At 53.1% G+C, this 18,328-nt stretch carries 16 protein-coding genes; 5 read left to right on the forward strand and 11 right to left on the reverse strand.

The window, feature by feature from the left end; translation table 11 throughout:
• Positions 1-71: 71 nt before the first annotated feature.
• Complete coding sequence (locus tag PUR_RS20850; protein WP_179036898.1) at positions 72-1,820, forward strand: CPBP family intramembrane glutamic endopeptidase; 1,749 nt, start codon at positions 72-74, stop codon at positions 1,818-1,820.
• A 262-nt stretch (positions 1,821-2,082) separates the two neighbouring features.
• Here PUR_RS20850 and uvrC read toward each other — a convergent pair whose 3' ends face one another.
• On the reverse strand, positions 2,083-4,224 hold the full coding sequence (gene uvrC / locus PUR_RS20855; protein ID WP_179036899.1) for an excinuclease ABC subunit UvrC: 2,142 nt from the start codon (positions 4,222-4,224) through the stop codon (positions 2,083-2,085).
• A 451-nt stretch (positions 4,225-4,675) separates the two neighbouring features.
• Positions 4,676-4,993 (reverse strand): thioredoxin, encoded by a 318-nt coding sequence (trxA, locus tag PUR_RS20860; RefSeq protein WP_025688833.1) that lies wholly within the window; start codon positions 4,991-4,993, stop codon positions 4,676-4,678.
• A 623-nt stretch (positions 4,994-5,616) separates the two neighbouring features.
• On the opposite strand from trxA, the gene PUR_RS20865 reads away from it, so the two are divergent.
• Positions 5,617-5,775: a YqzM family protein gene (locus tag PUR_RS20865; protein WP_179036900.1), complete on the forward strand. Its 159-nt coding sequence runs from the start codon at positions 5,617-5,619 to the stop codon at positions 5,773-5,775.
• A gap of 332 nt (positions 5,776-6,107) precedes the next feature.
• On the opposite strand, the gene dnaI is transcribed toward PUR_RS20865, so the two are convergent.
• The 3 genes from dnaI to PUR_RS20880 form a co-directional block, all read right to left on the reverse strand.
• Complete coding sequence (gene dnaI, locus PUR_RS20870) at positions 6,108-7,073, reverse strand: primosomal protein DnaI (RefSeq protein WP_179038017.1); 966 nt, start codon at positions 7,071-7,073, stop codon at positions 6,108-6,110.
• Between the two features lie 25 nt (positions 7,074-7,098).
• The gene (locus tag PUR_RS20875) at positions 7,099-8,619 is read right to left on the reverse strand and encodes a replication initiation and membrane attachment family protein (RefSeq protein WP_179036901.1); all 1,521 of its coding nucleotides are present in this window, start codon (positions 8,617-8,619) and stop codon (positions 7,099-7,101) included.
• Positions 8,620-8,876: 257 nt separating this feature from the next.
• Positions 8,877-9,173: a YuiB family protein gene (locus tag PUR_RS20880; RefSeq protein ID WP_124695018.1), complete on the reverse strand. Its 297-nt coding sequence runs from the start codon at positions 9,171-9,173 to the stop codon at positions 8,877-8,879.
• Between the two features lie 178 nt (positions 9,174-9,351).
• Between PUR_RS20880 and hemQ the strand changes: the two genes are divergently transcribed.
• A complete protein-coding gene (gene hemQ / locus PUR_RS20885; RefSeq protein ID WP_179036902.1) occupies positions 9,352-10,104 on the forward strand; it encodes a hydrogen peroxide-dependent heme synthase in 753 nt (250 codons plus the stop codon).
• 63 nt (positions 10,105-10,167) lie between these two features.
• Here hemQ and PUR_RS20890 read toward each other — a convergent pair whose 3' ends face one another.
• Both PUR_RS20890 and PUR_RS20895 read right to left on the reverse strand, forming a co-directional pair.
• On the reverse strand, positions 10,168-10,431 hold the full coding sequence (locus tag PUR_RS20890) for a hypothetical protein (protein ID WP_179036903.1): 264 nt from the start codon (positions 10,429-10,431) through the stop codon (positions 10,168-10,170).
• A gap of 1 nt (position 10,432) precedes the next feature.
• Positions 10,433-11,626: an NAD(P)/FAD-dependent oxidoreductase gene (locus PUR_RS20895; protein ID WP_179036904.1), complete on the reverse strand. Its 1,194-nt coding sequence runs from the start codon at positions 11,624-11,626 to the stop codon at positions 10,433-10,435.
• A 293-nt stretch (positions 11,627-11,919) separates the two neighbouring features.
• On the opposite strand from PUR_RS20895, the gene PUR_RS20900 reads away from it, so the two are divergent.
• Positions 11,920-12,921 carry an NAD(P)/FAD-dependent oxidoreductase gene (locus tag PUR_RS20900; protein WP_179036905.1) on the forward strand — a complete coding sequence of 334 codons (1,002 nt, stop codon included), beginning with the start codon at positions 11,920-11,922 and terminating at the stop codon, positions 12,919-12,921.
• A 203-nt stretch (positions 12,922-13,124) separates the two neighbouring features.
• On the opposite strand, the gene sda is transcribed toward PUR_RS20900, so the two are convergent.
• A complete protein-coding gene (gene sda, locus PUR_RS20905; protein WP_179038018.1) occupies positions 13,125-13,268 on the reverse strand; it encodes a sporulation histidine kinase inhibitor Sda in 144 nt (47 codons plus the stop codon).
• A gap of 357 nt (positions 13,269-13,625) precedes the next feature.
• Positions 13,626-14,288, reverse strand: a complete 663-nt coding sequence (locus PUR_RS20910; RefSeq protein ID WP_179036906.1) for a YheC/YheD family protein — start codon at positions 14,286-14,288, stop codon at positions 13,626-13,628.
• A 400-nt stretch (positions 14,289-14,688) separates the two neighbouring features.
• Here PUR_RS20910 and PUR_RS20915 point away from each other — a divergent pair, with 400 nt between their 5' ends.
• Entirely contained in the window at positions 14,689-14,901 is a 213-nt protein-coding gene (locus PUR_RS20915; protein ID WP_179036907.1) for a hypothetical protein, read from the forward strand.
• Between the two features lie 181 nt (positions 14,902-15,082).
• Here the strand turns inward: PUR_RS20915 and PUR_RS20920 are convergent, their stop codons facing one another.
• Both PUR_RS20920 and PUR_RS20925 read right to left on the reverse strand, forming a co-directional pair.
• Positions 15,083-16,534 carry an IS1182 family transposase gene (locus PUR_RS20920; RefSeq protein WP_179033663.1) on the reverse strand — a complete coding sequence of 484 codons (1,452 nt, stop codon included), beginning with the start codon at positions 16,532-16,534 and terminating at the stop codon, positions 15,083-15,085.
• Between the two features lie 161 nt (positions 16,535-16,695).
• A complete protein-coding gene (locus PUR_RS20925; protein ID WP_179036908.1) occupies positions 16,696-18,267 on the reverse strand; it encodes an S-layer homology domain-containing protein in 1,572 nt (523 codons plus the stop codon).
• Between the last annotated feature and the right edge of the window lie 61 nt (positions 18,268-18,328).

Genomic DNA, 18,328 nt, shown 5'->3' on the forward strand with positions numbered 1-18,328 from the left:
ATATTTTAAGATAGTTAAACCAATCTTAAGTTAGATCGTTTTATAGAAATCATTATCCAAGGAGGCGTTTCATGAATCCCGTCGGCCACCCTTTACACCAGCGGCCCATCTCCAGATCACTCGTTATCTCAGGCCTTATCGGTCTGGTTTTGTTTATCCTATTCCAGATTGTTCCCTCGCTTACTCAGGAAGGCTTCGGCAGCGAACCGGCGATCAGCAAGTCGGAGGCCCGCGAGAAGGCGGTGCTTTTTGCGACTAAACAGCTTGGATACATACCGGAACCCGGCGACCATTGGATCGTCACTTATAAGTCGGATTCCTCTTTTTACGGCTACATGTCAAGGGAAAGCCTCTTGAACGATTATAGCAAAAGAAAACTGGACCGCCTCTATCCCTTCGATACCTTTCATGCTTCCCTCGATTCCCAGGATGATAAATGGGCGAATCTGGCGGTCGATCTGAATATGTATACCGGCGAGCCTGCCGGCTTCACCCGCGTTCCCGCCGGAACCGGAAAGAAGGCGAACGAGACCGTCGCCGTTCTGAGCGGCAAAGATGACACCGCAGACGTCATCAGCGACGCTTCATTGAGCCCGCAGCAGAAGGAACGGCTGGCGGAGCCTTGGTTGAAGAAGTGGGGAGCCGACCCTTCGCGGCTGGAGCGGAATTCTTCTACAGGCAACTACGGCCTGATCTATACCGATCATTCGGTTAAGGTCGGCGAAGCGCCGCTGCGCTACGCCTTCAAGTTCACCACAGGCGAAGTATCCGTCTTCAAGCCCGGATTCTCCGCGCCGGAGTGGCATATCTCCTATGTGGAATCGCAGACTTCGTCGGCGACCCGGTTTACGCTGTTCGGGTACGGGCTGCCTACCTTCGCTCTCGGCGTTCTGGCGTTAATTTACAGTATTCTCCGCCGAAAGCACACTTCTTTTGCGCGCGGGGTCTTTTTAAGCATCGTCCACTTTGCCATTATGATGATCAGCACGTACAATATGCTGCCCGAAACGACCGGAACGGGCATGGAGGACCGGATTACGTCCATCGTCATGTTCGTCATTTATACGCTGTACAGCCTGCTGATGTCCTCGCTGCTCTATTTCTCCCTGGTCGGCGGAAACGGCCTGTGGCGGAAAGAGGAAGGGATGAACCCATGGCCCCGGGCCAAGGAGCCGGGCTACGGCAAATACGTCATGGATAGCGTCTACGCCGGCTATGTTTGGGCGTTCGTGCTGCTCGGCGTCCAGACGCTCATGTTCATTATTTTGCAATACACACTGCATAACTGGTCGACGACGGACGCCTCCCAGTCGCCTTACAATATGCGCTATGCCTGGCTGCTGCCGATTGTCGCATGGCTGGCCGGACTTTCCGAAGAAGCGGTTTACCGGCTGTTCGGCATCCGGATGCTCAAAAAAATCGTGCGCAGCACCCTGATTGCCAGCCTCATTACGACCGTTGTCTGGGCGTTCGGGCATACGCTTTACCCGATCTATCCGATCAGTTCCCGACCGATTGAGCTGACGGTGATCGGCCTGCTGTTCAGTTATATTTTTCTGCGCTACGGCTTCATCGCCGTCATGTTCAGCCATGTCGTCTTCGACAGCATTCTGATGGGCGCCACCCTGATCTTCATGCGGGAGCCGGTCAATGTGGCCGCGGGTTTGATTACGATTGTCATGCCGTTTATCGTCGGCTACATCGTCTATCGCTTCAACCCGCCGGGGCGAGAGCGTAAGCCGCAGTCTCTAGATCTCGGGCCTGGTCCGGGGTCGGGTCCAGGGATTGGGCCAGATTCAGAGCCGGGGCCTATCGTTTAGCCGCCGGATGGTTCCCAGCATCGGGAATTTGGGCGGGACGTCCGCCTATGCGGCGTTTTTCCTGCCGCAGCGAACGCAAGTCAAGACGATCCATGCAGGTCATGATGACTTCGGCCAGCAGTGACGAGTACAGGCAAAAAGGCAACAGCCCGGGAGCAGATAGATTTTGCTCTCGGGCTGTTTTTGTAGAATATTCGACTGTATAAATGGCTTGACTATCAACTGTTCTCAAAGGAGAGGCTTGGGTTAACCCGCTGCCTCATTATACCGTTTCTTCGTCTTTCAGCGCGTCCAGAATCTGCCGGGCGAGCTTGTCGCCGATGGACAGGGGACGGAAATCCTCAACCGTCGCTTCTTTGATTTTCTTGAGCGACCCGAAATGCTTGAGCAGCAGCTTCCGCCGCTTCTCCCCGATTCCCGGGATGGCATCAAGCCGCGAAGTGACCATCGACTTGCCGCGCTGCTCGCGGTGGAACGTGATCGCAAAGCGGTGCACCTCATCCTGAATACGCTGGAGCAGATAAAACTCCTCGCTGTCCCGGGCCAAATGGACCGGCTCTGGCGGATCGCCGACCAATAGCTGCGCGGTCTTGTGCTTGGCGTCCTTGACAAGACCGCAGACCGGTATGAACAGGCCCAGCTCGTTCTCCAGAATATCAACGGCGGCGGAAATCTGGCCTCTGCCGCCGTCCACGACAATGAGGTCGGGCTGCGGCAAATTATCCTTCAGCACCCGCTCATAGCGGCGGCGGATGACCTCGCGCATCGTTTCGTAGTCGTCAGGCCCCTGAACGGTGCGCACCTTGTATTTGCGGTACTCCTTCTTCGCCGGCTTGCCGTCGATGAACACGACCATCGCCGATACGGGATTCGCCCCCTGGATGTTCGAGTTGTCGAACGCCTCGATCCGGTTCAAGCTCTCCAGTCCAAGGCTCTGTCCGAGTCCCAGCGCCGCGCCGGAGGTGCGCTCTTCATCCCGCTCGATCAGGCGGAACTTCTCTTCTAGCGCCACGCGTCCGTTCTGGCAGGCCATGCGGACCATTTGCTTCTTCAGGCCGCGCCGAGGCACCAGCACCTTGACGCCCAGCCATTCCTGCAGCGCCGCCGCCCCGCCGGCGGCATCCACTACGCCTGCCGCCGCGGCTTCCACAGCGGCGGCTGCGCGGTGCGCCGTCTCTGCGGCCGTCTCCGGCGCTTCCTCTTCGGCGGCGGAATCTTCGGCAGTGGCAGCGGCGGCACTCTCAGCCGACACGCCGGCGGCTGCGAGGTCGACAGCGCCGCTGGAAGACGTTTTGCCGGCCTCCTCCGCGGCGGAGGCGTCAACGGTCGGCGCCGCGTTCCAGGCGTCCGCCGTTCCTCCCCCTTCGCCTGCACCAGCGCTGTATCCTTCTACGCTCTCCGCTACAGCCAGACCAACGTCCGCAGCCGGTTCCGGCGGAAGCACGGACGCCGCGTCCTGCACGAGCAGCGCTTCAGGCAGCAAAATCTCCTGCGGCAGCGCCGGATTCTCGCTGTAATACTGCGTCACATACGACATGAAGTCGCTGAAGGCTTCTCCATAGAACGGAAAGCTGGACGAGTGGCGCTGGATCATTTTCCCCTGTCTCATATAGAGAATCTGCACGCACATCCAGCCTTTATCCACGGCGTAACCGAATACGTCCCGGTCCTTCGTGTCTGCTGTGTTGATGTTCTGCTTCTCCATCAAGGCTTCAATATAGTTAATTTGATCCCTCAGCTCCTTGGCCCGTTCAAAATAAAGCTCCTCCGCAGCCTCCTGCATTTTTTGCTGAAGATCCTTCTTGACCGCTTCATGGCCACCGCCGAGGAACGTCGAAATGCTCTGGGTGATCTCGTCATACGCCGACTTCGGCACTTCCTTCTCGCACGGCGCCAGGCATTGGCCCATATGGTAATACAGGCATACCTCCTTCGGCATCGCCCCGCATTTGCGAAGAGGATACATCCGGTCAAGGAGCTTCTTCGTCTGTTGAGCCGCGTAGGCGTTCGGATACGGTCCAAAATACTTCGCTTTATCTTTAAGCACCCGGCGCGTCACTTCAAGGCGCGGATGTCTTTCATTCGTAATTTTGATGTAAGGGAAGGTCTTATCGTCCTTCAACTGCACGTTGTAGCGCGGCATATGCTTTTTGATCAGGTTGCACTCCAGAATGAGCGCTTCCATGTTGCTGGCCGTAACAATATACTCAAAATCGCGGATATCCGCGACCAGCCGCTGGGTTTTGCCGTCATGGCTGCCCGTAAAATAAGAGCGGACCCGGTTCTTCAGCACCTTCGCTTTCCCTACATAAATGATGGTGCCTTCTTCATTCTTCATCAGATAGCATCCGGGCAGGTCCGGCAGAAGCGCCAGCTTGTTGCGGATGTTGTCCATGTAATCCATTGTGGTTCTCCCCTCCTAAAATCCGCGGGCGCCCCTCCTAAATCCTCCCCAAGCTTACGCTTCCGATGCGAGCTTTCTTCCGGAAAACTTGCAGGAGGACCCCAAGGGCTCCGCCCTCTGGATGCCCGAATATGGACGAATGAGCGGCGCTGAGCCCGGGGTGGTGACCTGGTTTGAATCAAGTGGTCCCTTCTCGGCCTTGCCCCCGAAGGGCGGCCTCGGGACCTTTCATGCGGCGCTCCGGCATACGTGCAAAGCTCATGCGTGCGGACAACCGCTATCCCTTCGGGATTCGCTTAACTTCGCGGTTAGACGCTTGCTGTCTCATACGTGCGGAAGGCCGCTCTCCCCTCAGGAATCGCTTCTGTCCGGTGCAGAGCGCACAAAACGCCTTCGGTTTAAACCGAAGGCGCTGGGCAGGGCCAAGGGCCCGAACGTTGCGGTATATAAATTATTGGTGTTTGGCTACGATGTTTTTCAGCGATTCTTTGGAGTTCAGACCGACCACTTTATCGACAGGCTGGCCGTCTTTAAAGAAGATCAGCGTCGGAATGCTCATAACGCCGAAACGGGATGCCGTTTCCGGATTTTCATCCACGTTCAATTTCGCGATTTTCACGCCGTCTCCAAGCTCGGTGGACAATTCGTCCAGAATCGGAGCAAGCATTTTGCAAGGACCGCACCATGGTGCCCAGAAGTCCACCACTACAGTACCTTGACCTTGAACCTCATTGTTAAAGGATTGGTCAGACACGTTAACAATTGCCATGATTATGTTCCTCCTAAAAGTTTTGATAGCGTATGCTCCTTGAAATACCTTCGCAAAACTCGCTTCGGAAGCATCAGCTTTGTTTGTGGTGACGGGCCTCGGTGTAGAACTTAAGCAAAGCCCGCTTCAAAAGCGTGTTTAAGGGTTTTGCGAAGCAGAACTCGCTTCGTAATATGTGATGGTTGTGGATGTGCAAAGCGGATGCCCCCGCTTGGCCTATTCACCAGGTTTTGCGAAGCGGTGCAGTTTTCGTTTAACCCCGCTTCGTAAAGCTCTGCGTTATTGATGCATGCATGTAATATGATAACCAGATTATCATTCACCGACACGTTTTCAGTATAACATATTTGACTCGCATATGTGAAATGTCACATTGCCGTTATTTTCAAGATTATAACCCAATTAATCCGAAGGGGTCTAAGGCCAGGCATGACAATGGATGTTTAAAGAGCCCGCAGGCTTATCGCCAGCGCCGCCGCTTCGCCATCTTCTTCATTTAATCTCTATCTTTACAACTTGCCGGGGAGTCAGATATACTTTAAGAAAGCGCATTATATGTCAATGACTTTTTTCACACTCCTGCAATTCACAACGCTTGGCCATTTCTGCGAGGAGGTCAAACTATGGATGTCAATGTGCGGACACCAGATCCGCGGGAGCATGTGAACGAAGAGCCCCGCAATGACCTGGGCGATTTAATGAACGGTTTTTTTGGAATGACCACATTTATGGCCGTTGTGTTTTTCGGCATGGTCATCATCAAGTTCCTAATGTCGGAGTGAACAAACGGCAGGCCCGGTGATCGGAGCCTGCCGCTTCTATTTGTCTGCGTTAACGTTGAGCGGATCCCGTAGGGAGAGCGAGCCATGCTCGTTTGATGCGCAATCCGCCTCGCCGTCGCATGAAAGGTCCCGAGGCCTTGCCCGTAAGGGCAGGACCGAGAAGGGACCGCTGTACACACAGCTTTATCTCTCTTCCGCCTGCGCCGCTCCCCCGCAAAATTTCCGGGTGTCCAGAGGGCGTAGCCCTTGGGGTCCTCCTACAAGTTTTCCGGAGGAAAACTCGCATCGGAAGCATAAGCTTGGGGAGGATTTAGGAGGGGCAATCGACAGATTTAGGAGGGGTGTCCCGAGTATCCCCGCTGGTTCTCTCCCACCAGCTGCACCACATCCACGTAAGGCGAAATCCGGTTCATCAGCCGCTGCCCCTTATAAACCTCCTCGCCGTCCTTGCTGGTGAAGCTGAGATGTTTCTCCAGTCCCTCCAGCGGATAGTTCGACGTGTAGAAGGTCGGTTTGCGGTTCATCCGGTAGTTCAGAATCGGCCCCAGCACATGGTCGCGCGCCCAGGGGTTCAAATTCTCCGCCCCGATATCGTCAAATATCAGCAAATCGCAGTTCTTCATCGTATCGACGGTTTCTTTCAGCTTTTGGCCGTCCGTCATGATCGATTTCAGTTCCTCGACAAAATCAGGCATGTACACGATAACGCCGCTGAATCCGGCGATCGCCAGCTCATGCAGCAGGTAGCACATCAGGAACGTCTTACCGGTGCCGAAGGAGCCGTACAGGTACATCCCGCGTGCAGGCAGCCCCGTCTCTTTCGCACTCTCGATATATCGGAACAGCCGGCCCACTGCCGGAGCGCGCCGCGGGTCCTTACCCATAATTTCAATCTCGTCATAGCCTTCGCTCAGCACACGCTCATCGACATAGAAGCTGCGAATCCGTTTGCGGATGCGCTCCTGATTGTCTCTAGCGATCTGCAGCGGGCATGCAGTCTTGCGCTCGTACAAGTCGGGAAAGCCGCCCGCGCTCTCCACGGTCAGCTTGCTGTAATGCCCTGGAAAATCGTTGGGGCACCGTTCCAGACCCGGGCAGTTCGCGCAATTGCGGGATTCCTCCACATATTGATACAGGCGGCTTAAATGAAGCCTCAGCCTGGATTCTTCCAGTTCGGGGTGCTCTTCGCGCAGCCGAAGCACGAGCGGATGGTTCAGCAGTTCATGCTCCAAATCCCTCGAACGTAGGCGCAGAGCGGGATTATTCATCGAACGAAGCACTTCGCCCATGGACTCCACCCATAACACCTCACTTTTCTTACGGCTATTCCGCCGCTCCTTTTTTCTTGCTGGCCTTGATATTCGCCGCCATCTGCATCATAGCTGCGAATTCTTCCTCCGACACCGCCGCAGACTGACCGTCATCCATAGCAATCTGGATTTCGGGCTTGCCGGACCGGCCTCCACCCTTGGCATAGGAACGCGTGCGTGTTCCCGGCGAGCCGGAGGCTGCTTTTCCTTTTACCTTGGATTGATCGCGTATGTAGCGTACCGCCTTCTCATAGCTGTTGACCTGTTTAACCAGCATATTGGAGGCAATGGCTTCCACAAAATTGCGGTTGATCCGCTGCTCTCCTCCCGAGGCGACCATCGCCATCAGATAGTGAATGAGAATGTTGATGACTTCGCCCGGAAGCTTGTAATTCAAATCGATCTTCTCGAAAATATCCATCAGCTGGCCCGGCACCGCGCCCGGGAAAAAAGTCTGAAGCAGACGGGTATACGGCTCGTTGCGCAGCATCATATTATATTGGTGAATATCGCATTTGGAGAGGAACTGCGGGGGAACCTCCACATAATATTCCATCTCGACCGGCTGCTCTTCGGGGACGATCGGTTCCTCGCCCTGCTCGGCCGCTCTGATTGACACGACCTTGGCGGCGGCGGCCTCACGCTGCTCATGCCGCTTCATATTTTGCCGGAAATGCTGGCTTGCCCTGTGCTGAAGCTCGTCTAACATAACCTCGCCGTCCGGCGTAAAAACACCGTCCTCGTCAAGCAGCCGGCACAAATCCTGCGCGCCCAGCTTGTATTTGTGTGCCACATAGTTGATGACGCCCATCTGTTCAAAATCGAAGCGCAGCTTCTCGACATGCGCACGGTTGGCCGACTCCCGCGGAAACCGCAAAATAATGTCGCTGTAGCCGATGGCCAGCTTGCCTTCTCCATCCCGCACAGGTTGACGGACGGCGGCAACCTCGGTCAGAGCCTGTTCTAACTCGTAATCGATGACATGCGTGTTCAGTTCGAAAATATCGTAAAACGGCCGCGATATATTTTCCTTGCCTATGGCTCCCCGGCTCCAATCCTCCGGCTCCCGGCTCCAAAACTGCTCTCTCAGGGACAATACGGCGAATTTGCCGACCTTGTCGCGGAGCAGCAGCGTTAAGTGCTGGGTGGCGAAAAAATCGGACGGAGACAGCGGCGGCAGCAGCTCGTACTCGTACATATAATCTTCGGATTCCGGTATGAAGACCCGGCTGGTCTGAAGCAGACCGACCGCTTCCAGCTTGGAAGCCTGTTCAATCATCGTTCTGCGGCCCTTCTCGTTCGGTTCAATGCCGAGCGTCAGAAACAGGCGGCGCTGCGGTTCAGCGGCCGAATAGCCGATACCTTCCGCGGGAACATGTGAAAAAAGCAGACGGTACAAACTTATGGCAAAAGCGCCGACCATAGGCTGGTAGATGGAACTCAGCATACGTTCGTCGACGGGACTAAGACCGAATTCGCGGGAAACGCAGTACCGATGATGTTCGGTGAAATGATGTAAATGACTGATATGCATCTTCGGATACCTCCAATTCACGAATTCATAGGCGATTTCTATTCAAAGTAGAGTTCTATTCTATCATAAATCGACTGTCAATAAATGTGGAAAAAAGCCCAAATCAGGCGCTTTCTCCCGCTCGCTCGCATCCGGTCCGCCTTATCCTGTCCTATGCGGATTTTTTAGAAAATATGATGAAAACAAAAAGTCAAAACGGCCGCTCCCGCAAAAGTCAGGGGAAACAGCCGCTGCGCTTTCTCTTGTAGCCTTTTTCGTCAGAACATTTTATAGCCGCCGAGCCGCAGGCGCCGGATCGTCCAGCCGCTGAGCACCGCTCCGGCCAGACCGGCAATGCCGGTTAAATAGTCCACCAGGTGAAAAGAAGACAAATGCTCCCATAGCGTCATGGAAGACCGGTCCCAAATGGAATACACCACTACCGGCAAAATGACGAGCACGAACAGATAAGCCGGAAACCAAGTGGTCTTCATTAACATATTGAGGATAAAGCCGATGCCGAACATCATCACAAAGAACAGAACGGTGAGCACAAACACAGGAATAAATCCCATAGTTACCCTTCCCCTCTCTCTATAAAGAAACGTGCATAAAGCATCAACCCGTAGTCAGTTTACTAGAAAAAAGGGGTAGAAGCAACGAATTTCCCTGAGCGGACGAAGGCCCCGTTTGCTCTTCACCGCATGCTTGCGCTACAATGCTTAGAAGGACAACCATTTGAGGAGTGATCACATGAGTGAAGCCGCTTTGACGCTGGAAGGATGGTATGCGCTCCATGACTTCCGCTCTCTGGATTGGACCGCCTGGACGGCGGCCGATGATGAGGAACGCGCTGTGGCTCTGGATGAACTAAATGCTTTTATAGAGGAATGGTCCGGTGTCGAAGAGGCGAAGCTGGGCAGTTCCGCCTGGTATTCGATCGTCGGCCAGAAAGCCGATTTTGTGATGATCTATCTGCGCGAAAGCCTGGAAGAGCTGAACAAGCTCGAGGTCGCCTTCAACAAGACCGCCTTTGCCCCCTTTACAACCAAAGCTTACTCCTATGTCAGCATTGTGGAGCTTAGCAATTATAATCCGAGCGGAGAGAGCGGAGAAGACCCGATGCAGAATCCCCATATCGCCGCCCGCCTGAAGCCGATCCTGCCGCAATCCCGGCATATCTGCTTCTATCCGATGAACAAAAAGCGCGAGCTGGCCGACAACTGGTACATGCTCGATATGGCCAAGCGCAAGGAGCTGATGTATTCCCACGGGCTGATCGGCCGCGGCTACGCCGGCAAGGTGAAACAAATCATTACCGGCTCTGTCGGCTTCGACGATTGGGAATGGGGCGTAACGCTGTTCGCGGAGGACGCGCTGCAGTTCAAGAAGCTTGTCTACGAGATGCGGTTTGACGAAGTCAGCGCCCGCTACGGGGAATTCGGATCGTTCTATGTCGGCAATCTGCTGACTTTTGAATCCTTTGAAGAGATGCTTAAGGTATAGAATACGAGAAAAGGGTGTGCTCTACAGCGTTTATAACGCCGGGGCACACCCTTTGCCGTTTCATTATGCTTCCGAAGACTCTTCATCGTCTCCGCCGTCCTGCAAGCTCTTCAAATAATCCGCGGTCTCCCGGTCCCGCGCCCGGCTCTTCTCCTTGAGCCGCTCAATCGCGGGCAAAATGAGCAGGTCGACTTCTTTCTGGATCGTATAAGCCAGATCATGTCGTCCTTGATCCTCCAGGTAGGAGCCGGCCTCGATCAGGCCATTGTAACGGTCAAGCTCATCCCGGGTCAAAAGCCCCCGCACTTGTACGCTGCAGTGACGCATTTTACAGGAATCTCCCTTTCTTCAGCACCAGCGGAATCCCCCCGATAATAAAGAGGTAGCGCATATCCACGACTTTTTTCAGCTGGGCCGCCACAAAGCCTTTATATTTCTTGTCACCGACTACGGCGATTCCCTCGCCTTTGCCAAGCGAAGCTACCGTTCCTTTATTGCTGAATATGAATTTCTTCGGCTGCTGCCCCCGGATCGCAGCGACCAGATTATGGGCGCAGCACTCGCCCTGCTGCATGGCGATTTGCGCCGTCGGAGGATAAGGGCGTCCTTCCGGCGCAATCATCAGCGATCCATCGCCGATGATGAAGATGTTCTCATGCCCCGGAGCACGCAGGTATTCGTCCACTTTTACACGCCCGCGCATGGCCTCAAAGCCCGCCGCCTCGATCAGATGGTTGCCGCGAATGCCGCCCGTCCAGACGATCGTTGATGCCTTGATTTCCTCGCCCGTCGCAAGCAGGACGCTGCCCGGCATGCATTCCTTGATCGCTACGCCGATCTTGAAGGTTACGCCTTTCTTCGTCAGCACTTTCATGGCATGCTCCACAAGCTCCGGTGCGAAGCCCGGCAGCGCCGTTGGAGCGGCTTCCACGTTGTAGATGTTGACCAGGCTCGGATCAACGTCGTATTCCTTGCAGAGTCCCGGAATCCGGTCCGCCAGCTCGGCCACAAATTCAATGCCGCTAAAGCCCGCGCCGCCGACAACGAAATTGATATGCTCCTGCGGATTGTTCTCGTTCTTATATTTGGCAAACTGGTATTCGATATGCTCGCGGATGAGCCGGACAGAGTTAATGCTGCGAATCGTCATGGCGTACTTGTCCAGTCCCGGAATGCCGAACGTCTCCGGCTCGCCGCCGAGCGCGATAACAAGGTAGTCGTAGGACAGCGTGCCGTCCTCCAGAATAACCTTTTTCTGCTGGGTGCGGATTTCCTGCACCGACGACTTCACAAGATCGATCTTGAACTCGTCGATCAGCTTGGAAATGGAAACGCGCGAATGCTCTATGCTGTCCGTTCCGGCTGCAGGCATATGAAGATGGGTCGTAAAGTAATGGTACTCGTGGCGATTAACAAGGGTGACATCCGCCTCGTTGTAGTTCAATGCCTTTTGCAAACGCTGTGCGGTTAAAATACCTCCGTATCCCGCACCTAGAATTACGATTTTGGGAATACTGTTCATTTTCCGGCTCCTTCCAACAGGCGAATCTGATTTAATCTCTGTTCATTTTTAAGATTATTGTGAAATTATACACATAAAGTTGGAATAAATTCCAATAAAACTTAAGGGAATTTGAAAATAATCATATACATTGTAATCCTTACTTTATTATTAAGCAAATAGAATTCGATCACAACAATTGGCGGAAACTCCAGTTAATTCTGTAAAGCTGACCTTTGCAGGAAGGTCCCAACTATGTTTATAATGGGGTAGTATGGCATTTTGAATATATCAACTTGGAGGTGTAAAATCCTGTGACTTCCCAGCAATCCAATTCTCCCATTAGCGACCTGCTGATCATAGGCGGCGGCCCGGCAGGTATGTTTGCCGCGTTCTACGGCGGAATGCGTCAGGCGTCCGTAACCCTTATTGAAAGTATGCCTCAACTGGGCGGGCAGCTTGCCGCGCTCTATCCCGAAAAATATATTTACGACGTAGCGGGATTCCCAAAAATCACAGCACAAGAGCTGGTAGATAATCTTTCCCGGCAAATGAGCCTGTTCCAGAGCGATATCCGTCTGGAGGAAAAGGTCCTTTCCGTGGAAAAACGGGAGGAACGCCATTTTGTCGTGACTACCGACAAAGCGGAGTATCATGCCAAGGCCGTTATCATCACGGCAGGCGTCGGCGCCTTTGAACCCCGCCGTCTGGAGCTTCCCGAAGCCGGACGCTTCGAAAAAGCGAATTTGCACTATTTTGTAAGCGATTTGAATGCTTGTAAAGATAAAAAAGTACTGATCAGCGGCGGCGGCGATTCCGCGGTCGACTGGGCATTGATGCTCGAACCGATCGCCGCCGAGGTCACTCTGATCCACCGCCGCGACAAGTTCCGCGCTCACGAGCACAGCGTAGAGAACCTGATGAATTCCAAAGTCAAGATTATCACGCCTACCGAGATTTCCGCGCTGCATGGCGAAGAGTTTATTGAGAAAGTGACCCTTTCCAATGTCAAGACCAAAGAAACTCAAGACATTGAAGTAGACAGCGTCATTGTCAACTTCGGCTTCGTTTCCTCGCTCGGTCCGATCACCGAATGGGGCATCGACATCGAAGGCAGCTCCATAGTCGTCGATTCCCGGATGGAGACGAATATCCCGGGCCTTTTTGCCGCCGGCGATATTACCACCTATCCCGGCAAGCTGAAGCTGATCGCCGTCGGATTCGGCGAGGCGCCGACCGCCGTGAACAATGCGAAGGTCTACATCGATCCCGAAGCGAAGCTGTCCCCGGGCCACAGCAGCAATCTGAAGCTGTAACCGCCGGTCGTTCATACAATGGTCTTCGGAGTCGCCAAGTACCTGAGTAGGCTTCTTTAGCCAAAGCGCACGTTGTGGGGTTATTTTATATAAAAAGGGTATCCTAACGGGTTGAGGTAAATCGCAGCTCGCAAGGATACCCTATTTGATTTCTAGTAGCGGTATAGTTTTATGTAGTGCTTCATGGATAATCCAGAAGTCTATTAATGGAGTACCGCATGCTGTGGAGAGTGTAAGTTCCGTTTGAGAATTTCAACGAGCAGAAGCTTGATAAAATCATGCTCCAACTGAAGTTCTATGGCTTTATGATAAGAGTCCAACAGCATCTCGTCCGATAATTCGACCACAACGTTCACCTACCTTTCCTTTTTTTGGTTCTTCTCTATCATATCAAACTATCAATTTTCGAACAAGTGTTCTTATTATCCACAACCTGATGTGGAAATCCTGTGCATAATGTGTGAGTAAGGATGATTAGTGCAGTAAGAATGCGGTGGACAATGGGGATAACAGTTATACACAGGATTCGCCTTTGGTAGTATAATAAAAAAATTTCAACTTTGCTATAACCATTTTCAAAAATCGGTCTCATTTCCCCTGTTAAATGAACTAATATCGGAACTAAGGATACACACCTGGCGCGAAAATGTAAAACTCTTTTTATACATTTGCCTATTTTTTTGTCATACTGGTTCATTCCGTGATTATTGCGGTCTTGTGTTCACTTCCAGAATCCAGATTTTCCCCGACCGGTCCACGGCATAATCGAACCCCAGCTCGCCGATCCCAGGAAAATGACGCTCCATCACCTGGATGCAAGTCAGGGTCAAATTGCGCATTTCCTTTCTTTTAGCCGAAAAATTGATCCGCGGGAGCGATCTTCGGAGTCCTTCCCTGCAGGTCAGCATGGTGCCTCCCTTGCACAAATTGGTCACGAACAGTCCGGGTCTGGCCAGACGGCCAACCATGGAGCGGAATTCCCAATGCTCTCCATTCTTCACTACCTTAACTCTGTAATCTATCGGACGTCCGGCGATTCTCGCAAGCGATATGCCCTGCTGGATCAAATAGCCGCGCTTGACCCTGGCTCTCTTCAGCGATTCCGCCATACTTGCAAAGTCCCGGTATGTCCGTGTTTTGTCCATATAGGTAAAGCCGTAACCCCTGCCGTCCCGGAATACCTTAATGACGCCATAACCCCCGCCGCCGACAATCGGTTTGATCACGACATTTCCGTATTGGCCCAGCATGGAACGAAGCGTGGAATGGCTGTAGGGCATCGTTCTCGGAATATAACCGGCGACCCTTCCGTCGCTGAGCAAAGCTTTGGTCTTCCGCCATTTGCTGGCCAGTTGTCTTCCTGCCATTGCTCCTCTCTCCTTTCTAAAAGCCTGCTATACTGTACTCAAACGCCCCTCGGCTCTCTTGTATGATTGTCCGTGAGGGAAGGCGCTCGTGTAAAAAGGGGCGGCTATGCCGCGGCTAATATCCCCGCTTAAGTTCCATTGACCGAAAAAACATTCCGCGGAGATCCGACAGAATCCGAGCCAGCGGCATCCGGCGCGAAAATATGGAGGAAATGTCGTGGCGCCGCCCCAGACAAAGCGACAATTTACTGCAAGGATAAATGCGGTCCTGGAGTAAAATGTGAACAGCAATGCGGACGGGGATGGCGGTCAAATAAATGTAACCGCTTTTCAGATCGGTGCCGTATCGCTTATATTTATAGTAGACCTTTCCTTCGTTTACCCTAGAGGAGGCGTTACGATGGCTCAATTGTTTGAGATCTTGTACTGGTTCGCCATGATCGGCTCGTCCGTCGTATTGGCCGCAACCACCCTGCTGGTCTGCGCGCTTGGCTTCAAATTCTTCATTAAAGACCGGCGGAGGGTGCTGGGCGCGGGCTGCATCGCCTTCTCGCTCGTATCCGCAGCCCTGATCGTGTTTATGATCAACTCCAAGTTTATATTGGCGGCTTGAAAGCGCCGCGGTTCCACTGCTGCAAGCACAAAAAGATGCCCCGCTACTGGGAGGCCACTGAAAAACTTACGTATTTTTCTTTGACGGCTTATGTCTCAAACAAAAAGACATCCATTTCCCACCTTTTAGGAACGGATGTCTTCTTTTTTAGGTCAAGTACGGCTCCATCATTCGGTAATTCTTAGTCTGTTAACTTTAAGATTCGTTTTAAATTCACAGCGAAAATTGTCATCGCCCCTTGCATTTCCATGCCAAGCAGACCCGAGGATGTCGCGACATCATACCCGTGTCCATGTTTGAGTTCACTGTTCTTCGCTTCAATTTTGTAGCGTTCCTTGGATTTTTCCTTGAAATACTCTGAATCTTGGAACGTCATTTGCTCGGTGTGCTCATCGGATTTAATACTTACCGAATAGCTTTTGCTTTTAGCGCCTTCTTTGTAGCACCCTTCCTTGAACGGACAATGCTTGCATAGTTTCACATCAAAATAATAGGTGTCTGTTTGATTTTTGCCGACCCCTTTTTTACCCTGCCGAGCCTTTCGAATGGCCATATGTCCAGCTGGACATACGTACATGCCTGCATCTTTGTTGAATAAAAATTCGTCTTCTTTCTTACGCGCACCTTGCGTGACGAGGGGATTTAGTTTGGCCACAAGTTCAATTTCATTTGTTTTCGTGTACGCAATATTATCTTTTTCGGAATATGCAGTATCCCCAATCACCGTTTTGACCTGCATGCCAGCTGCCTTGCTTTTTTCGATAAGGGTCTGCAATTGCTTGCCGTCATTCTTTTCACCGGTTGTAATGACAGCCGCCGTAATAAGGCGTTCCTCAGTCATCGCTAGATGAGTTTTGTATCCAAAAAATGCGGAATCTGCGCTCTTGTGGCCAACGCGCGCATCCGGATCCGCCGCCAGGCGAAGTTGCTCGACGTCATCCGCAACCGTTTCTTTCAGCAGGTTAAGCGGCTCCAGAATTTTTGGCACTTGTGCAATGCCACTCTCATTTTCGATGAAGTTGACGAGTTTTTGGCAGTACGCAATTTCATCTTCGAGTTCGCTCGTTGTATTCTTTGCCGGCATTTTGACCTTGACTGACTCATCCATGGTGTACACGGCTTTTCGCAATTTCCGTGCACGGTCTTGTAGAATTTCTTGAGGCGTTTTCTGGTTGTAACGTGCTTTCGTATGCGTGGCGTCGACGATGATGGAATTGCTCTTTAGGATATTTTGCTCGATGGCAAGTTCTACGGTCTTGCCGATGAGCATGTCCAAAAGGTTGATATCTTTCAAACGTAGTTTACGGAACTTCGTTAAGGAACTCGGATCGATGACCGGGTCTTCCGGCGCCATGCCGAGGAAGTACTTGAACGACAGGTCGTACTTTGAACGCTCCACGATGTCGACGTCAGAGAGTTCAAAAATGGCTTTCAGCAGTAAATATTTAAACATGCGCACCGGATCAATGGCGTTGCGTCCATTATCCAAGCAATACTTTGTTTCCAGTTCTTCGTATATGAAAGTGAAATCCACCAATTCATTGATTTGACGGAGTATATTGTCCTTCGGGACAACGATGTCATACAATGCCGCATAAGGACTCAAAACTAAGGTTTGTTGTTGCCGAATCATCCACTCACACCCGCTTTTTTGTTAGATGACTTCAGTATAAAACAAAAAAGGTACAGCCTCTTCAATTTTCTTGAAGATCTGTACCTTTTCCTATGAGACGGACTTTTTCAGTGGCCTCGCTACTGGTGCGGGGCATCTTTCGTTCAACCCGAATACCGGCTTCAATTCCCGGCATTCAATATATTCGCAATCGCTTGAGCCGCTTCCGCGCGGGTCGTCGTTCCCTGCGGGACGAACGCTGCCGCGCTTCTGCCTTTCATCAGGCCAAGTCCCGCGGCTGTGCCGACGGCTTCCCGCGCCCAAACGCTGATTGCGCTTTGGTCCTTGAAGACCGGCGCGGCAGCTTCCGGTTTGGCCTGCGGATGGAGGACGCTCCAGGCTCTGACGAGCATCGCCGCCATTTCCTCGCGGCTGATGGTCTGCTCCGGTTTGAAGAAATCGCTGCCAATCCCCTTGATGATTCCGGCCTGATAGGCTGCCGCCACTTCATCCGCGTACCACTTGCCGGCAGGAACATCCGTGAATGCCGCGCCGCCTCCGCTCAGTCCCAGCGCCCGAACCAGCAGCGCCGCGAATTCCGCACGCGTCACTTTGCGGGCGGGAGCGAACTCCCTCAGGCTGATCCCTTCCACTACTTGCTTCGCCGCCATTTCCGTAACGGCGTCATATGCCCAGTTTCCGGCGGGAACATCCGTGAATGTTTTGCGGTACTCCAGCACCGCGTATTTGCTGAAATGACTCGTTCTGCCGCTCGCCACATTTCCTGAAGACAGGCTGCCGATATACTCAAGCTCCCCTGCATTGGAAATATAATAGAGACCGGCCAGCTTGCCAGTTGCTAGCCCGCTTGCCTTCAACTGGAGCGTAACCGGATGCCCGAATGCGGAGACCGCCGTTTCCGCTCCGCCGGCCGCAATCAGCTTCAGCTTGAATTCGTATATTTCGCTTCCCGGCTTGATTTCGGCAAACTGGCGCTGCTTCGCGAGCGCCAGCAGGGACTCGCCGTCGGCAGGCGGCACCTTGGCGACACTAACGGCCACTTCCCCGCCTGCTTTGGATGCCTGGGCAAGCAGTTCGCCGAGCGTCTGAGCGCTCAGTTTAAGCGTGAATTTGTCACCCTCCAAATTGAGACCGTTGCCGCCCTGCGCAAGCTTTTCCAGCAGAGCGACCGGAATGCGCGCCTCTGTGCTTGTTCCAAGTGTGAACGTCGCCTCTTTTAGGCCTTCGTTCAGGGTGAGCTTATCCTCCGTTACCCGCACGATATTGGCGGGAGAGGGAGAAGGCGCCTGGGATGCCGGCATGCCCGAGCCGCCCGAACCGGAGCCCGAACCAGCTGAGGGCGTTGCGCTTGCGGTTGCACTTGGCGTTGGGGTTGGAGTTGGCGCCGTCAGCCCGTATGTAAAGCTGGTTTTGTACGGAGCGCTGCTGTTCTCCACGCCGAGCTGAACCTCATACTTGCCCTCGGCGGAAAGGTTCCATTTAAATGTGAACACACCGCCGTCCCCGCTTTTTATACTGTCAAGAAAAAATTGGCCGCCGGGATCCACTACCTTCAGCGTCACCAGCTGTCCGGCTCCGGACGCCACTTTACCTGTAACCGCAGCCTGCTTGGTGGACGCGTCGGCGCTTGCGGCAACATCTGTAAACCAGACGGGTTCCGCAGCGGAGGCCATTGCCTGCCAGAGTGTGGAAAAGAGAAGGATTAGGATTAGCGCGGTTATGCTTTTCTTCATTGTTTGCCTCCTTCTAAAAGGAGCCCCGGCGGGGCATTCCCGCCGGGTTCCTTCATCTAAT

This window comes from Paenibacillus sp. URB8-2 (genome assembly GCF_013393385.1).
Classification (GTDB): domain Bacteria; phylum Bacillota; class Bacilli; order Paenibacillales; family Paenibacillaceae; genus Paenibacillus_AQ.